Source organism: Gracilibacillus orientalis (assembly GCF_900114645.1).
GTDB classification, from domain to species: domain Bacteria; phylum Bacillota; class Bacilli; order Bacillales; family Amphibacillaceae; genus Gracilibacillus; species Gracilibacillus orientalis.
Map to the genome: position 1 here is coordinate 14142 of NZ_FOTR01000008.1, position 19333 is coordinate 33474.

The window sequence follows — 19333 nt, forward strand, 5'->3', positions numbered from 1 at the left end:
ATTAATCCAGCCTCATGTTGTTAAATTATTATTAATTTCTACTTAATATATTATTTGCTTCACTTCTAAAATTAGATGCCGCTGTTTCGACGTCAATCTGACCATACAACGTTTTGTCTACTGTATCATTAAAAAGTTGTTGCACTTCCGATACTCCTGCTGGTTCAGGCGGGTCAATCGAAGTAGCATTCTCAGCAGCTAAATCGATATAATCGAACATTTTTTGTGACTGCTCAGATAGTTGAGGCTTTAAATAATCTCTGATTTCTGAAGAAACCGGAATACCTCTTTCCGCTTTAATAATGTCATTTGCTTCCTCACTATTATTAAACCAATTAATGAATTTTGTTGCTTCCTCTTGATGCTTGGAAGATTCTGCAACTGACCAAAACATACCTGGCTTAATCCATAATCCATTCTCACCACCTGCTTTTTGAGATGGAGTCATTAACTTCAAATTAGGGTTTGCTTCTTCCGTAATTACTGCGAAGTTTGACCAGTCAAATGTAGTTGCTCCTTCTCCTGTAACGACCGGTTCTGCTTCTTTTCCTTTAGAAGAAATTTGTGCCCATTCATCTGGATTAGGTAATGCATCATTCTCTTCAAGTTCTTTTAATAAGTTTAAATAGTCTACAAAAATTTGATCATCTTCATACCCTAGCTTTGTTCCATCTTCAGCAAACAACGATTTACCATGCTGTCTTACCCAAAGAGAGAAGTTATGCATATCTGTTATCTTCGCAGTACCATATACTCCTGTTTCTGATTGAATTTGCAACAGGTCAGATTTAAAATCCTCCCAAGTCCATTCAGATGTAGGTTCTTCTACTCCTGCTTGCTCAAATACTTCAGGATTATAAGTAACTGCTATTGCCGAACTAGAAACTACCGCTCCTGTTAATTCATTATTTACTTTACCTGAATCTACTAAGTTCGCATCTACGTTGCTCATATCGAGTGTTCCATTATCGACAAATGGTTGGAGGTCTGCTAAAACACCATTATCACTAAAAGTAGCAATATAAGAGTAGTCCATTTGAATGATATCTGGCATTGAACCACCAGCAGCCTGTGCAGATAGCTTATCAAAATAGCCATCCCATCCTGATGGTGTAGTTTCAAAAGTGACATGTGGATTTTGTTCCATGTATAAATCTAATACTTGCTGCGTGCTATCATGTCTCGTTTGTGATCCCCACCAAGTGATGTTAAGGGTGATTTCATCCTGAGAATCTCCCTCATTATTTGTTTCTTGTTCCTCATTATTAGCGTCCTTTGAACTGTCATCTGTGCTCGAACAAGCAACTAATCCAAACAAACCAATTAGAAGTACTAATAAAAAACCTAAAAATCTCCTGTTCATCTAATCACTCCCCTTTTCATATTTATATTCATATTATAAACGCTTACACTCACCATTTCCTTACTATTTACCTATATGATTTTATAATTTACCGACTATTTGAAGCGCTTTCAGTTTAGATGTGCAACTTTTTTTCTCTACTTTTATGGTTAACAGGACTTCTGAATCATAATGAAGTTATAATTTGAATAAGGTGAACAACCATCCAATGTGTATCAGAGCATCTCACAGGATAATAACTGCATAGACATTAGCAAATTCACAGAATCATAAAAATGCCACAATATCATCATTTAAAGAAAGTAATAGAAATTAAAAAACAGAAGCAGATCTTAAAAGACCAGCTTCCGTATATTTTTTCATTAATTTCCGCTTTCTTGATTGTTCAACGCTTAGTAGCTATTACGATAGCATGTTTGGAATACTACTATCTCTCCATTTGTCATCACCTGAATCTTCTTTCATTAAAGTAAGCAACTCCTCATCCGTCAAATGATTTTGTATATTTGTCAGCAATAAGATCTTCCTATCTTCTTCAGAATACAGAAGCTCTCTTTGCCAGTAAAAGAATCTAGGTCCTTCCCCTATAACACGGATATAACCCATTAAATTCTTCAACACATGTGCTGTAAACTTGAAATTACTCAAACAGTCATTAGCATAAAAGCCCTTCCAGATGCCATATTCATGATTTCTCATCTCTTTATTTGCATCTGCAAATTTTTCAGAAGCCAAACCTACTTTTAAAAACGCACTCATATATTTTTTTTCAACAAAGTATGCATACGCTTCACAAAAATCTAGTGAACCTTGGATACAATACAAATGAATTTTTGTTTGTAAATATATAGTAGCATCAAACAGTGTTTTTTGTTCACCTGTCAAAGTATTACTAACTCTGTTACACGTGTCATATAAATGAGTGAATGACTCTAAACCTCTGCTACAAGCCTGCCTAAAGTAATCTATTTGTTTATTAAATCCAACGTTCCCAGTAGCCCAAACATAATGTGACGCAGTTTCTTGATCATTTTCCATCCATTGACTTGCTAAAATCCTTACCCCATAATTATAAAATTGTTCACCGGCCTGATCATCTTCATGTTCACCATACTTGATAGTAGCTTTGGGATATTCAGAAAAACATTCCGCAACACCATCTGCACCATCAAAGTATTCTGCCACAAATGCTTGAGCATGTGCTGCACTATTAATATTTTCACCTTCCCAAATCTTTTTGATAACGTCCAAATAAAAAACATGTGGACGTATATTGGAGGCATTTACAATCAAAAAGTCGTTTGCTCCTTTTGTAAACGCATGATGTAATTCATTATTTACCATGTCGACTGAATTAGGAAGCATTGTCATATGGCTTGCCGCTTGTAAATCATAGAACGACACATGGTAATACATGCCATGCCGACCATCTTCTCTTGGTAAGGCTGGCACTCGCGGATTAGAGTTGCCTTGCCTTCTCGAGACCATTTTTCCGTATCCATTATCAGCCCATATTTTTATGATTTCAGGATTTAATTCGATATAACCTTCTTGATATAGTTCCATCATTTCGCCATATAAATTTGTACAACAAATAGGGTTATCTACATATTTCTTTACCATTTCATACTGCATATTAATAAGCTCACTAATTAACGCACCTTGTTTTTGAGGTGTATCATACTCAGGATTTTCTTGCCAAAACGGATAATCTCCTTGCCCTCGAAAACCTAGATTATAAATCGTCTTATTTTCTTTCTGTTCTAATATCCCTTTCTTCCATAGTTCTTGAAACTTTTCAGCATGTTTTGTATAAGAGGCATCTAAATGTGGATATTCTCTAGTAAACATCTCTGCACCCAATGGTTCAGCATGGTGATGTGTTATCCAAAGTCCTGCATCAACTGCCTTACTTCGATATTTCCTGGAATTATTATCTGTTCCGGGGATAATCATATTACCTCCACACCTAAGTAAAGCTTCAAATGCCATATCCCAAAATTGATCTGAATCATTTTGTTGACTCACATAATCGATCAATACCTCATCATTGATAAACCAACCCCGATACTTTACGATCTTTTCTCCGGACTGATAGGATTGTATCGGAACTTCAATTTTGTCCGTTTGCTTGATTTTCTGGTCCATCCAAAACCAAAACGGCTTTATATTCAAAAAATCACTACTTATAAAAAGTAATGCATAGATAAATCCGAGGTCATCTGATGCTCGTACTTCCATCATGTCTTTAGATAAAACGTCAATTCTATATTCCTCTTCACCTAGTAAGTTATCTTCTATCAATCTAATTTGATTATCGTTTGTATCAATTTGATCAAACACCTTCTCAAAATCACGATTTAAGATTTTGATACCGTTCCATATCGGTTTTGATGCTAGCTCAAATTTGATTGTTGTCCCTCCATTTAAATCAAAAAAGCTATCCATACAAAATTCACTCCCTATTTATAATATATCTTCCCAAATGATTTAAATTATTTTTCATTTTATTTATGTTAGCGCTGTGACAAAGATATTATTTAAAGACAATAGTGAATTATCATAAGCTCAGATAATTTTAATTAAAACTTGTGCAGCCTCTATAATCAAAAATTATCTAAACAGTGAGGAAATATGAACTTTCACCATTTAAATCCTTTTTCTCAACATTTACTAATCCCAAATGATCATTGATTATTTGCTCAGCCAATATAGCATCACCGTTAGAAATAGCATCAAAAATTTGATGATGTTGAGAAACAATAATGTGCCAATCATGATTAATTAACTTTCTAGACAATTTTAATCGATCGAACTGGATATTCATTTGCTTAACCATATTCCATGTCCGAACTTTTCCACATCCCTTATATACGAGACAATGAAATTCATCGTCTAATTCTAACAGTCGTTGATATGAGCCCTTCTCTAATAAAAAATCTTGTAATGTTAAATTAGTCTCTAGCTGTAACATCATTTCTTTATCTAAGGATATCATTGCTTCTCTAATAATTGCTTTCTCAATATTTTCTCGAACGAATCGACCTTCCTCAACTAAATCCAAATCTATTTTTTTCACAATTGAACCTATTTGAGGAAAAGTACCTAAAAGTTCTTCTTGATTCAATTGCAAAAAAGCTTCTCTCACCGGTGTTCTACTTACCTTTAATTCGTCCGCTATCTCTTTATATGATATTTTAGTTCCAGGTACAATTTCTCCATTCATAATTTGATCTTTCAATACGTTATACACATAATCCCTTGATGAACCTCTTGCTCGATTCTCACCAGACATAGCTTCCTCCCCTTCATGGTAGTATCGTAGTTTTGTAAATGGTAATTTTACTACAGTCAATTAATAGAGGATCTTTTTCGTGTGGGGCGGGATAGGAACTTTTTCCCGCTATCTTAGCTTATTTGTTATTCTGAATAATAAGATAAATTCATTATTGTATAATTATTCATTATTATGTTAACTTAGTTTTGCTATCTTTTCTTTATCATTTACCTATTAATATTTATGAATTTCCGACTCTTTTAATAAAATTCAGAAATATCAATGTCGAAAATCACTGATTTCTTATTCATTAGATATAGTTTGTCAGTATCTAATAACAAAAAGAATAGATCTGAGAATGGAAGCAGATCTATTCTTTATTAATGAATTTCCCAAATTAAAATAGTTTGCTTATCTATGGTGTGGGAGACTATAACAAGATTTCCGCTCTATCCTGTTATCCTTCAAGCATTTCTTCTACCCAAACGTGGATAATGTCTAATTGTTCGCTACTCAAAGCTTTACCTTCTTGGGCACTCACTTGATTGAGGAATGCATTCACTTGATTATCTCTTGCTTTATTTTTTCCTTTCTCTTCCGAAGCTTTTGCTTTTTCTAATTTTGAAGTTAGCGCATTGGTGATGCCTTTACCACCATTTACGTCATTTTCATTAATAAACGCGGTCACTAATGATGATAGGTTATCATAATTAACTTCAACCTCAATTAATCCATCGGTTGCTGACTTGAGCGCGGAAATGGCTTCTAATAGTTCTGCTTCAGTTTCAACAGTTTCTACTGCTTCTTCTGCTGGTTCAATTGCCAACTGAAGTTCCTCAAAAGATTCTGTTGTGTAGAAATAGTTGTCATTATCAATTGCTTGAGCTTCTTCTATGATTGCCTCTAATGGCTCGGTATCAACTGGTTTACTAATGAATTTCAACCTGTCAACACGTGCCGCCTCATAATGTTCAAAATTACCCTCAATCTTTATCAAGCTACCTTTCTGTATACTAACATTTTCGAAATTCTTATTAGTTAACGAGATGCTATCTGCTCCAGCGGAAGCTAGATCACGGTCTGCAGTCCATGAACCAATAAGAGTATCACCTACATACAGGCTGTAATTAGATTCGCCGTCATTTTCATCAAAGTAATTGACTTGAATATCATACGTACCTGATGCCTCTGCAAATGTATAACTTGCAGTTCCTGTACCTGACGAAGGAACCTTAATATTATTCAAAAACGATGCTTCTTCATTATTCTCTATCGAGTAATTTGAAAGATCCATGCTCTCAGCTTCAACTATATGTTGTGTGACAGGTAGATCTAAGTATGTCTTTAAAATAGGAATCAAATGTTTAGCTACCTTTGTGTGCCCTAGACTAGTTGGATGAACACTCTCCCCCCCTTTAGCATAATCTTCTGTATCGGGGTCTTTATAGCCTTCAAGCCATCCCGTTGTATCAACATAGTGAACCTTAGTATCACCCGCATCAATTCTCGCATCAACAGCATTGCTAACTTCAGACTCATACCAACCGTTGAAAAGCCTTAACGCAAATATCTCAGTATTGGGGTATAAATTCCTGAGGTATGTCAAAAAGTCAATATAATGCTGTTGAAAAAGAGCTGGTTGGGCATCAGTGTAATAATCGTTTGAGCCAAGGTTTATCACAATAGCTTTAGGAGCATACGTTGAATGGTCCCAATCTGAGCTCGTTCTGTGATAAGCGGATTTCAGTCGGGAATATGCAATTTCCATATCTACAGTAGAAGATCCATATCCATCTATGAGTGCTATACCGGGATATGAAATTTGCGTGTGCTCACTCCCCAGTAGGTCACCTACCAACCATGGGAATGCACTTGCACTCCGATATTTAGTGTCATAACCACTAGTAATAGAATCACCTATGAATTCAATAATCTTATTGTCAGAAATCGAAGGTTCTACTGTTGTTTCTCCAGAATCAAGTAACAATCCATTGAATACAATTTCATCTCTGTGAGAGTAGGTCGCAACCTTTAACGTATGCGTTCCCGAAGGTAATCCATTAGGTGTTAAATTAACTGTCCCATTAACATCTCTGATCAACTGATCACCAGTATCATTGATATTTACAATAAGTGATACTGTTTTGTCCAACTTAAGCTGTACACTTGAACCTGTAAACCTGACCTTCATGTATGCTCCATTCCAATAACTGTGATAGGAATCTTGATCGCTTTTATCCCATCGGCCGTAATACTCTATATTTGCATCACCAGGGTGCACTGCATTTGCCGTAGTTTGGGTAGTTGTCTTAGTAACACTCGATCCGGCTGTATGAACAGAAATTGAATTTAAACAAAGTACAGCGAACATTATAGTAAAAGTAAACCATAGGACTCTAATGGCGCCCACTTTACTCTTTTTAACAGAATACATTCATTTTCCTCCTTCAATTTTCACTTCCATGAATATTGAATCAACATTATGAATCAGAAATCCCCGAACACATAGAATCCGCCAAATGATAACGATTACTTAATGGTGGAAGAAGGCTCTAGAGCTACACCAATGTAAACTTCAATTTATACCTATTAATTAGATTTGGGAGACTGGGATACATTCCTCAGTCCCCCAAACTATCTGACTAATAGTCTATATGTTGTAGCGCCTGTTACTCTTCAAGCATTTCTTCTACCCAAACGTGGATAATGTCTAATTGTTCGCTACTCAAAGCTTTACCTTCTTGGGCCAAAAAAGGTTTCAACAGTTTCTACTGCTTCTTCTGCTGATTCAATTGCCAACTGAAGTTCCTCAAAAGATTCTGTTGTGTAGAAATAGTTGTCATTATCAATTGCTTGAGCTTCTTCTATGATTGCCTCTAATGGCTCGGTATCAACTGGTAAACTTAACTGCTCAACCATTTGTTGATACATCCCATCGACAATCTCACTGTCTGCATCGGTGTCCACGATTACAGTTTCACTATGATCACCCTGAAGTACTGTAATAGAGTAAGAGCCCTCAGGTACATGGAAGTAATATTGAAGCTCCCCACTTGTATCCGTTTTATCCTTCAATCCATAGTTGTCAGTGAGTTCATTGTATGCAGCTGTATAAATGGCACCTTCTGAGTTAGCAATTTCCACAGTAGTTTCATCAGCAACATTACCATTTAATGCTATGTCTCCAGACAAATGATACAGTTCAGGAGCAGGTGGTTCTTCTGGAATCACGGTTAATGTGTATTCTCTATAGGCAGTTCCATCTTGTGCATCTACCCTTATTGTGATAGAAGATTCCGAGGTTAATGGAATCCGGTTAGAAAATTCACCACTTTCAACTTCCTGACCATTTATTGTTAAGCCCGCTGCATCCGTATTCAATGTCGCTGCAATTTCTATTTCACCGTCAGCAGTAGTTACCCCTTTCACAGTGTAATCTGTGTTTTCTGGTGTAAAGGAAGGATTTAACTCACCAATTGATAGATTTATATCTGTTAAACTTGTATCTTTTTGAGCTGGTGTTCTTGTCACATCAATTGTGTATGTCTCGGTTGTAACGCCGTCCTCAGCTGTTACAGTTATCGTAATCTCATTTTCACCTTCATTTAGTGAAATAGCCTGTGATTCTTGACCGTTTTCTACTTCTTCTCCGTTTACCTCAACACTTGATACGAATTGGCTTGTAGTAGTTGGTGTCACTTGAATTTCATCAACATAGTTTCCAGCATCCACTGTATATCTTGTATCCGATACCTTAGTGAGTTCACCTTGGCTTATAGCGATTGAGTCAAGAGTCGAGTCATCCTTGGCATAAGGTACGCCTTTAATAACGCGAATATTATCCATGTAAGCTTCTACCATGTTGCTGCTAGTCGCAGACACTTCAATCTTTTCTACATCTTCAATTTGACTTCTGAATGGTGCATTATCCCAAATCATTTGTCCATCAATAATTAAATCAAATTCTTTTGTTATGATGTTCATCACAATTTGAACGTTATACCACTTTCCTTGCTCATAAGGCATTACAGTTTCAGAAGCTCCGCCATTATAAGCTACAATGTTACCTTTATCAAAGGCAAAGCTCACACCTTTTTGGCCATTACTACCATAAATATATGGAATACTTACCCATGAGGGACTACCATAAATATCATTTCTCATGATATCCGCTTCTACCGTGACAATACCAGTTAATTCTTCTGGTTCATAATTCTTAGTAAATGAAGTTACTCCACTATTCGTATCACGCTTAAAGTAGAACGCTGTGTTAGTAGAATCAGTTGGATCAGTAACTACAGTTACATCGCCACCATCTTTTGAAACGTCCCAATCCACAGGCAATTGCCCAGATTCAAAATCCTCATTAATTAGATATTCTGGGTGATTCCCTGTTAGGAACAGGTCTTCTTGAGGTGCAACATGAGCAGGAAATATTTCAATATCACTTATATGATCTGGATTATATCCTTCCTTAGTAGCCTTAAGGTTGTAGCCTGCACCGTGCAAGGCGCTATCAATTACATATTCACCAGATTCGTTAGAAACCGTAGTATACTCGGTTTCATCTTTAGCAGTTAATGTAATAGTTGCTCCAGGCAAAGGCTCGCCATGTCCATCTCGAGCAATACCACTTATCCCACCAAATTCAGTTGTTGGTTCCATTACTAGTTCAACATTTGATAATGTATTTGTAGATTCTACATCAACAACATCAGTACCGGAATTGTACCCGTCTTTACTTGCTGTTAAGGTATAATCTGTACCAACAGGAACATTTAATAATGAGAAATAACCTGTTTTATCTGATTTATCACTATATGTTTGCCCGTTAATCTCAACAGAAACTTCGGCTCCTATAACTCTATTGCCATTAGTATCCTTTACTTTTCCTGTAACTGATTCAGTAGTACTATTTTCGGATCCATAATATTCAAAAGCACCAACATCTGGTGTTCCGTGATAGACTGAATTTCCTGCCATATCTTGTCCACCATTGTTTGCTACTTCAGCTCCAGCACCAATTAATGGAGAACCTGATAATAGTTTATACCCATCTAAAGAATCTAAAGCTGGACCTGATTCCTCTGTTCCTTTTCCACCTGTATTTACAGCTGCCAGCATTGGATCGATCGTAATTGCATTCTCATCATCTGCAGGAATTGGGAAATCGGCACCATAATAACTATTATTGTTATAACTAGCACCACCACCTGTAGTGAAGACCGCATCATCTCTTGTAGAGTATAGAATGTTATTATAGATATTGTATTCGGAATTCATAAATATCCCATAACCATACACCATGTATTTACTTTCTTCATTGTAAATCGTGTTATTATAAATTTCTGCAGTTGCAGCACTATTAGAATGGAGATAAACTGGATAGCGATCCGTATTCTCAACAACATTGTAACGTACAATGACATCTCCAAAATCGAATTGGCAAAGTAAAAATCCATCACCAGTGTCATGAACATAGTTATACTGGAACACAGTATTGGTTGTTGCTTTATCTGCGTCAATACCGTTATGATCGGCACCGCCAGCTTTTCTTCTAGTATCAAATACTTCGTTATACTGAACAACTACATCATCTGTATAATACAGCTCAATGCCTGATGTTCCTGCACCAGCAACAACATTATTCTCAATTAGTCCATCTTGAACACTTGTGAAATAAATAGAGTTACAACCGTAATCTGTATCATATTGATCTAAATAGTTGTTTCGAATCGTTACGTTGGTATGCGGTGTAAACGTCTCATCACTTGGTGAATCATATATACCCCAGCCTACCTTTTCTGCACCTTCGTTAACTCCTGCATATTGCTTGATTATAATTCCACCGAATGAAGTGTTTTTAATGCTTGAGTTCTCAACAATAACATCATTAAATGTCGTTGGATTTCCAGGATTAGCAGGATCCTCTACAGTGGTATCAAATACAATACCCCCTGTTCTTTTCGAATTATCCCAGCCTGTTCCCTTTTCAATACCTGGTCTTGGTGGATTCTCAGGACTACCACCTATCCAATTAACTTCACCACTAACGTCGTGAACGGATACATCGTTGATTCTAAAATGATTTAATTGTGTTCCGTTATCACCTGTAATGTGGATACCTCGGTAATTCCCTAATGATTCAGCAAATGTTGTCTCAACAGGAGGTTCATTACTCACATCAAGGTTATTAATTCCCCAATAGGATTGGTTTTTCAGATAAACCGCTGCACCAAATTGACCTTTACCTTCAATCTTTGGCTTATCACCTGATCCATATTGATCAATAACAATAGGTTTATCTGAATCACCAGATCCCTTTGGATAAAGTTGGCCAGTCCATGATTGTCCAGCTTTTAATAGTATTTTATCTCCTGGTTCAAAAGTTGTAGCATTTACTTTATCTAAAGATTTCCATGCTGCGTCTTCCGTAGTACCATCATTGTCATCGTTTCCATTTGTAGCATCTACATAATAGACGTTTCCATCAACAGCAGGTGCTGCTTCTCTTGTAACGTTAATTTGATACGCTACTTTCGTTCCGTCCTCTGCTGTTACTTCAAGGGTAAATTTATTCTCCCCTTCAATCAAAGAAAGTTCGTAAGCTGCACCACTAACAACCTCATCTCCCTGTATATCAATAGAAGCATTTGAACTCTCCGTAGTAGGCGTTACATTAATACTTGAAGTATCAAATGGGACACTGGTAGAGTAGTTTGTATCATCAACATTAAATGTCCCTGCATCACTGGATAATGAAGCTAGTGTGGCATTGTCATCCACAACATTTGCATTTTCTTGAGCAATACGCACATTGTCAAGATAAGTTTCCATTACATTGCTGCTGTTAGCATAGAATTTCACTTCGGCAATATCAGAAACTGATTCTCTAAATGCATAATCATCAGCTACCAATGTTCCATCAACATATAAATCGTAAGTTTGTGAGTCAATATCCAACACGAACTTAAGGTTATACCATTGGTCTTTTTCATATTCCATTACATCTACTGTAGTATTTCCATCACGAGTTTTAATTACCCCGTCATCAAAAGCTGCACTAATAGCCCTATTACCATTTGAACCAAAAATATATGGAACGCTTGCCCAGCTAGGATCACTGATAACTCCATCGTTTCTCATAATATCTGCTTCAACAGTAACAATACCAGTCAATTCTTCACCAGCAGCGAATTTCTTAGAGAAACTTGTTTCCCCACTATTTGCTTCACGTATCATACGTAAAGCATGGTCACCTCGGGGCGATTCAACTACTTCTACACTCCCGCCCGATTCAGAAATATCCCATTCAGCTGGGTCGAAATCGCTTTCGAAATCTTCATCTACTAAATAATTTGATTCTCCTGTACTTTCAGTAGCACTGTCAGAATTTGCACTCACTTCGGTAGTAACAAAGACTGCACTAAAGGTTTGTAAAACTAATAGAAAGATTAAAAATAATGCTACCCTACTGTTTCTTTTTTCCACTGACTTATACTTTTTCATTCTTCTCCTCCTCTTTTTTCTTTCAAAATAAACAATTAAAGCGTTTTCATTTTTTAAGGCCTGAATAATGGAATATGTAACCCTCCTTTATAATTATTCACCATCATTCTAGTCCATTTCGTTAAGTTTTTCTTTATCATTTACCTACTAAACATTATAAAATACCGACTACTTATTAAAAAAAGGAGAATATGATATAATTTACGACTATATTTATTCTTAATAGAATTATTTAATAAAGTATCACCTGTAAAATGACCGACTTCGATAATAGGAATTTATAAAATGCATTCGAAGGTGAGCAATTATCAAAATACTAAAGGAAAAGGAGAAAGATAGAACTAGTTTCCTGATACAAAAAAGCCTGCATGTTATATTGAAAAAAACAGTAAATCCATAATCAATTTTCAAGAAAATATTGAAAGGATATTGATTTGCACATAAAAATCTCGGGTTCTTATTGAAAAAACCCGAGAGACCTGAAATCGAAAATGTTTATTCTAATTTTGAAATTTACTTTTTAATTACATACCAAGTCAGGTGAACGGTTTATTCCACTACTTGTAGATACTATGTCCCTATACCTTTCCTCAGCCCCTATACCTAACAGTCAATCCCTTCAATAAATTTCGTGCATATTTATCTCCGCATTCTTTGAAATTCTTATGTCCCTTTTTCCTTAATAGGGCTCCTAATTCACTTTTGGTAATAGTGACGCCTGCTTCTTCTAATAGTTCAATAATATCCTCACTTGTTAATGTTAGTGCTATTTTTATTTTTTTGAGAAGGATGTTATTAGCAGGTTCATTGGACAATGGTGGTCTTTCAGGTTGTCCCGGTTTTGGCTCTTGTTTTCCTCTTTTAAAAATGATTAAGCCATTTAAAAATAACTCTAAATTCTTATTATTGACATTTATACTCTCTTCATCATCTGCTGGATCAAAATCATCCTCATAATCGTAATCATCTTTGGGTTTTGTGAGCATTTTTTGCACTTCTTCTTTTGTCACTTCAATGCCACCAAGTTTAAAAATCTCTACCATATCTTTATCTTTAATATCTAATGCGTATCTTAGTCTAATTAATATATCATTATTAGTCATCAATAAACCTCCTACAAAGGGAACAGAACGGGACTGTTCCCTTATCCACTTTCATTAACAGTATACCTGTTTATTTTAGTTGCTACAATTTCCGCTCCAACCAACAAACATTCTCAATGTGCGTCGTCTGCGGAAACATATCCACTGGCTGCACTTCTTTTGTCTCATATCCGCCATCCTCTAATATCCGCAAATCTCTTGCTAATGTAGATGGATTACAAGATACGTAAACAATTCGTTTTGGTTTCATCTCTAGCATAGCTTCCAGTAATGCCTCGTCACAGCCTTTTCTTGGTGGGTCTACGACAATAACATCTGGCTGCAGGCCTTGTGCTCGCCACCATGGCATTACTTTCTCCGCTTCTCCTACAAAAAATTCTGCATTGTCTATGTGATTTAGCTTCGCATTTTCTTTTGCATCACTTACTGCTTCTGGTACGATTTCCACACCGTATACCTTTTTCGCCTTTTGTGCCAGAGATAACGAGATTGTTCCAATACCACAGTAGGCATCAATCACTGTTTCACTTCCTGAAAGATTCGCATATTCTAACGCTTGATCATATAATTTTTTCGTTTGTGGCGGGTTTACTTGATAGAATGATTTAGCAGAAATGGCAAACTTGATATCTCCAATCTGATCGTAAATGTATTCTTCCCCCCAAAGTACTTTCGTTTTATTTCCGAGAATAACGTTCGTACGGTCTGGGTTAATATTTTGCACGACCGATTTAACATGAGGATTTGTTTCGGTTATTTCCTTGATCAGTGTATCTAACCCAGTTACTTTTTCTTTTCTTGTTACTAATACAACCATCGTCTGCTTTGTTTCTTGACCAGACCTCACCATAATATGACGTAAAATACCACGGTTATTTTTCTCATCATAATGAGGGATACCTAACCGATTGGCAATTTCACGCACCGCCTCAACCATGCGGTCATTGACCTCATCAGTAATGATGCAGCGGGCCATATCATCAATAATTTCATGACTTCTTTTTCGATAAAATCCAGTTATTAATTCACCATTTTTCGATCCTACTGGTATTTGAACCTTATTGCGATAACGCCAAGGATCATCCATGCCGATCGTTGGATGAATCGGTATATTTTCAATATGGCCGATCTTTTTCAAGGCGCTTTGAACTTGATTTCGCTTCATTTCGAGCTGCATCTCATAACTCATGTGCTGCAGCTGACATCCACCACATTTATAATACACATTACATGGTGGTTTGACACGATCTTCACTTTCTTCTCTTACTTCTATTAATCGACCGAATCCGAAGTTCTTTTTGACCTTTATTACTTTCACTTCTCCTGTTTCACCAGGTAATCCATTAGGAACAAAAAGCGGATAGCCGTCTACTTTTCCAACTCCAGCACCTTCGTGCGTAATATCTTCAAATGTTAATTCGATTGTTTGATTTTTCTTCACAGGTGGGGCTGTTTTTGTCATATTATCAACGTCCTTTTTCTCAGGTAAAATGTCTTTATTCGTCAGTCGACATTCTCTCTTATCATATGTTGTCCAAATTTTATCACAGCTAATGACAAATAGAAAATACTGTGTCTAATTTGATCATTTCCTGGGAAATAATCCTATAATTTTATCGAAAAATAAAGGTACACTCTCCGACAGAATGTACCTTTTCTTACTATTCGATTTTCGCTTGTTTTTCGATAAAATCCTCGGAAACAAAAAAATCGATATGCTGATAGAGGTTTTCAAATTCACCTGGTAACAAACCGCCGTACTCTCCATCTAAATTAAGTTGCATTTTTTCTTCTGTATGTACTTTAATGCGATTTGCTCTCGTGTAGAAGATATGATTATCCTCTAAGTGTGCGCCTTTTGTCGCAAGGCTAGCAATACGAACAAATTCAGCTAAATTTGTCTTCCGCAGTATTACTAAATCAAAATACCCATCATCCATTTTAGCTGCTGGTGCAATCTTCTCAAAACCGCCTACCGAGTTCGTATTAGAGACAAGGAAAAGCATGATTTCATCATCAAACCATTTTCCATCGTACTCAATTTGAACTTGCGTTGGCTTCAAAGATGGAAGCATTTCAATTCCTTTCAGATAATAGGCGAGCTGACCAAGCATCGTTTTTAATTTACTGGGGACTTCATAGGTTAATTCTGTTAACTTTCCGCCACCTGCTATATTCATGAAGTAACGATCATTTACTCTACCTATATCAAGCTTGCGGATATTATGCTCAAGTATCACACTTACAGCTTTCTGGATCTCACGAGGAATACCTAATGCTCTTGCGAAGTCATTGGTTGTCCCAACTGGAATAATTGCTAACTGCGGTCGATATTCCTGCTCTGCCATACCATGTATGACTTCATTAATGGTGCCATCCCCACCTGCAGAAATTATCAGATCAAACTTGCGTTCTACCGCAATTCTCGCAGCATTTATCGCATCTCCTTCACATGTAGTCGCATGGGCGGATGTTTCATATCCTGCTTCTTCAAAGCGCCTTAAAACCTCTGGCAGCTCTTTTTTGAAAGCCTCACGACCAGATGTTGGATTGTAGATAATGCGTGCACGTTTCATAGTCATTCTCCTCTTAACGTAACTTCCTATCTTACATCATAATAGTTTTAACAAAATTTGCAAACAATAACTTACTTTTATTTCATGAAAGAATTCTCTTTCCCCAGATAAGTGCTGTTGGTAGCACAATATTATTCTTCTTTCACGAGATAAAAGAAGATATAATATATCGTGAAGAAAGGACTGTGCTATGTACTGCACAGTCCTTCAACTTTTTTTATCTTTTTTCGATTTCTTCATTGATGATTTTGTTTACCATTGGTGGGTTGGCTTGTCCTTTTGTTGCTTTCATTGTTTGACCAACGAGGAAGCCGAGTGCTTTGTCTTTACCATTTTTGAAATCGATGATGGATTGTTCATTTTCATCAAGGATGCCAGTGATAATTTCACGAAGTTGACCTTCATCAGAGATTTGCACTAGTCCTTTATCTTTGACAATTTTTTCTGGTTCTCCGCCATTTTCCACTAGTTCCGCGAAAACTTTTTTCGCCATCTTAGATGAGATTGTACCATCTTCAATAAGTTGAATCATTTTCGCAAGAGCTGCTGGTGTCATTTTCAAGTCTTCGATTTCGACTTGTTGTTTATTCATATAGGCTGATACTTCACCCATTAACCAGTTAGACGCTTGTTTGGTATCTGCGCCAGCTTCAATGGATTCTTCAAAGAAGTCAGACATTTCTTTTGTACTTGTTAATACACCTGCATCATAAGCTGGCAGGTCTAAATCTTTCACATAACGTTCGCGACGAGCATCTGGTAATTCCGGAATTTCAGCACGAATGCGCTCTTTCCATGCGTCATCAATATAAAGTGGAACAAGATCTGGTTCTGGGAAATAACGATAATCATCAGAACCTTCCTTAATACGCATAAGAATCGTTTCTTTCTTTTGCTCATCGTAACGACGAGTTTCCTGAAGGATCTCACCACCGTTTAGTAATACTTCACGTTGGCGTTTTTCTTCAAATTCCAACCCTTTTTGAACAAAAGAGAAGGAGTTTAAGTTTTTCAATTCTGTTTTGGTACCGAATTCCTCTTGCCCTACTGGACGGATGGAAATATTGGCGTCACAACGCAGGGAACCTTCTTCCATCTTACAGTCTGATACACCTGTATATTGGATGATATTTTTTAGTTTTTCTAAATAAGCATATGCTTCTTCTGGTGTACGAATATCCGGTTCTGATACGATTTCGACAAGCGGTGTACCTTGACGGTTATAATCCACTAAAGAATAGCCATCATCACCGTGGGTTAGTTTCCCAGCGTCTTCTTCTAAGTGAAGACGTGTGATACCGATACGTTTCTTTTCTCCGTTCACTTCAATTTCGATCCAGCCATTTTCCCCGATAGGTTGATCAAATTGTGAGATTTGGTATGCTTTCGGATTGTCTGGATAGAAATAGTTTTTACGGTCGAATTTTGTATCTGTTGCGATATCACAGTTGATCGCCATTGATGCTTTCATCGCATAATTTACTGCTTCTTCATTTAATACAGGTAATACACCTGGATATCCTAAGTCGATCGGGTTTACGTTAGCGTTTGGCTCTGAACCAAAGGCATTAGGACTTGGACTAAAAATTTTCGATGCCGTTTTTAATTCAACGTGTACCTCTAAACCAATAACTGTTTCAAAATTTGTCATTATTGGTCACCTCCTAAATTAGGACGTTTCTTGTGATGATCAGTTGCTTGCTCGTAAGCGTATGCCGTACGATAGATGGTTGATTCATCGAAGTGTCTACCAATGATTTGTAGCCCAATTGGTAAACCGTCACTTGAGAAGCCACAAGGTATAGACATACCCGGCAATCCGGCAAGGTTTACTGGCGTTGTTAAAACATCATCCGTATACATTGTTAATGGATCATCAATTTTTTCACCGACTTTGTATGCTGGTGTTGGTGTTGTTGGTCCAATCACTACATCATACTCATCGAAGATTTTTTCGAAGTCATTTTTAATAAGTGTACGTACTTTTTGTGCTTTTTTGTAGTAAGCATCATAGTAACCAGAGCTTAATGCAAATGTACCAAGCATGATACGACGTTTTACTTCGTCACCAAAGCCTTCTGCACGAGACTGTTTGAACATATCAACCATATCAACGTTTTTCTCTGTACGAACACCGTAGCGTACACCGTCGAAACGAGATAGGTTGGCACTTGCTTCTGATGATGCTAGCAAATAATAGGCAGCAACCGCATATTTAGAGTGTGGTAAAGAAACTTCTTCCCATGTTGCCCCTAATTCTTCATATTGTTTTAAAGCAGCAAGAACTGCCTCTTTCACTTCTGGGTTAACCCCTTCTTGTAAGTATTCTTTTGGTACAGCAATACGCAAGCCTTTAACATCTTCTTTGAATGCATTACTATAGTTTGGAATATCTACATTGGCTGAAGTGGAATCCATTTTGTCATTGCCTACAATTGCCTGTAGTAAATGGGCATTGTCTTCTACTGTTCTTGTAATTGGTCCAATTTGATCAAGTGACGATGCGAACGCAACAAGACCAAAACGGGATACAAGACCATATGTAGGTTTCATTCCAACCACACCACAAAATGCTGCTGGTTGACGGATCGAACCACCTGTATCAGATCCTAATGAGAAAAATACTTCTCCTGCTGCTACAGCTGCTGCGGAACCACCACTGGAACCACCGGGAACATAGTCTGTATTCCATGGATTACGGGTATTTTCATAGCTGGAATTCTCTGTAGAAGAACCCATCGCAAACTCGTCCATATTTAATTTCCCGATATTAACTGTGTTTTCTGTGTCTAATTTCTGCATAACCGTTGCATCATACAAAGGATCGTTCAAATTATCAAGGATTTGACTTGCACAAGTTGTGCGCAATCCTTTCGTTACGATATTATCTTTAATTCCGATTGGCATACCATATAAAATGGATGCGTCAGAACCTAATTTCTCGTCTAATTCTTTCGCTTGCTTTTTTGCTTCTTCTTCATTTAATGTCAAAAATGCTTTGACTTGATCATCCACTGCATTTATTTGGTTATATGAAGCTTCGACAAGATCACTAACAGTAATTTCTTTATTATGTAGCTTTTCTTGTAACTCCTTTAACGTATAATCAAAAAGTGACAAAAGAAACCCTCCTTATTCAAGAATTGATGGTACACGGAACTGACCATTTTTTTGATCTGGTGCATTCTTTAACGCATCTTCTTTCTTAATCCATTCTTTCGGCTCATCTTTGCGCATTACATTTTTTAAATCTAATACGTGTGTTGTTGGCTTGACGTCATCGGTATCCAACTCGTTTAAAAGCTCTGCGTAATTGATGATATCTCCCAATTGTTGGGTGAATGTTTCTACTTCTTCATCTTTTAAAGCTAGACGTGCTAAATTTGCGACGTGCTTTACTTCTTCTTTTGAGATTTCTGCCATGTTATTTCACCTCCATATATATTAGAAACTAACTATTATATTAGTAAAATCCATAACGTTTATTTTACCATTAATCCTATCT

Annotated in this window: 11 protein-coding genes; all 11 read right to left on the bottom strand. The window is 36.7% G+C overall.

Annotation, left to right across the window (positions count from 1 at the left end; all coding sequences use genetic code 11):
- Nucleotides 1–31: 31 nt before the first annotated feature.
- The 11 genes from BM121_RS14420 to gatC all read right to left on the bottom strand — a co-directional run bounded on the left by BM121_RS14420 (nt 32) and on the right by gatC (nt 19251).
- Nucleotides 32–1363, bottom strand: a complete 1332-nt coding sequence (locus tag BM121_RS14420; protein WP_091484359.1) for an ABC transporter substrate-binding protein — start codon at nt 1361–1363, stop codon at nt 32–34.
- 402 nt (nt 1364–1765) lie between these two features.
- Entirely contained in the window at nt 1766–3811 is a 2046-nt protein-coding gene (locus tag BM121_RS14425) for a glycosyl hydrolase 115 family protein (protein WP_091484360.1), read from the bottom strand.
- Nucleotides 3812–3980: 169 nt separating this feature from the next.
- Nucleotides 3981–4658 carry a GntR family transcriptional regulator gene (locus BM121_RS14430; protein ID WP_091484361.1) on the bottom strand — a complete coding sequence of 226 codons (678 nt, stop codon included), beginning with the start codon at nt 4656–4658 and terminating at the stop codon, nt 3981–3983.
- A 439-nt stretch (nt 4659–5097) separates the two neighbouring features.
- Complete coding sequence (locus tag BM121_RS14435; RefSeq protein ID WP_091484362.1) at nt 5098–7074, bottom strand: GDSL-type esterase/lipase family protein; 1977 nt, start codon at nt 7072–7074, stop codon at nt 5098–5100.
- Nucleotides 7075–7373: 299 nt separating this feature from the next.
- Nucleotides 7374–12149: a cadherin-like beta sandwich domain-containing protein gene (locus BM121_RS14440; RefSeq protein ID WP_091484363.1), complete on the bottom strand. Its 4776-nt coding sequence runs from the start codon at nt 12147–12149 to the stop codon at nt 7374–7376.
- Nucleotides 12150–12739: 590 nt separating this feature from the next.
- Entirely contained in the window at nt 12740–13252 is a 513-nt protein-coding gene (locus BM121_RS14445; RefSeq protein WP_091484364.1) for a YehS family protein, read from the bottom strand.
- Between the two features lie 82 nt (nt 13253–13334).
- On the bottom strand, nt 13335–14714 hold the full coding sequence (rlmD, locus tag BM121_RS14450; protein ID WP_091484365.1) for a 23S rRNA (uracil(1939)-C(5))-methyltransferase RlmD: 1380 nt from the start codon (nt 14712–14714) through the stop codon (nt 13335–13337).
- Between the two features lie 199 nt (nt 14715–14913).
- Nucleotides 14914–15828, bottom strand: coding sequence for a diacylglycerol kinase (locus BM121_RS14455; protein ID WP_091484366.1), 915 nt, complete (start codon nt 15826–15828; stop codon nt 14914–14916).
- 217 nt (nt 15829–16045) lie between these two features.
- Nucleotides 16046–17479, bottom strand: a complete 1434-nt coding sequence (gene gatB / locus BM121_RS14460; protein WP_091484367.1) for an Asp-tRNA(Asn)/Glu-tRNA(Gln) amidotransferase subunit GatB — start codon at nt 17477–17479, stop codon at nt 16046–16048.
- Nucleotides 17479–18948, bottom strand: coding sequence for an Asp-tRNA(Asn)/Glu-tRNA(Gln) amidotransferase subunit GatA (gene gatA / locus BM121_RS14465; protein WP_091484368.1), 1470 nt, complete (start codon nt 18946–18948; stop codon nt 17479–17481). Before gatA ends, gatB begins: the two co-directional genes overlap by 1 nt.
- A 12-nt stretch (nt 18949–18960) precedes the next feature.
- Nucleotides 18961–19251, bottom strand: a complete 291-nt coding sequence (gene gatC, locus BM121_RS14470; RefSeq protein WP_091484369.1) for an Asp-tRNA(Asn)/Glu-tRNA(Gln) amidotransferase subunit GatC — start codon at nt 19249–19251, stop codon at nt 18961–18963.
- Between the last annotated feature and the right edge of the window lie 82 nt (nt 19252–19333).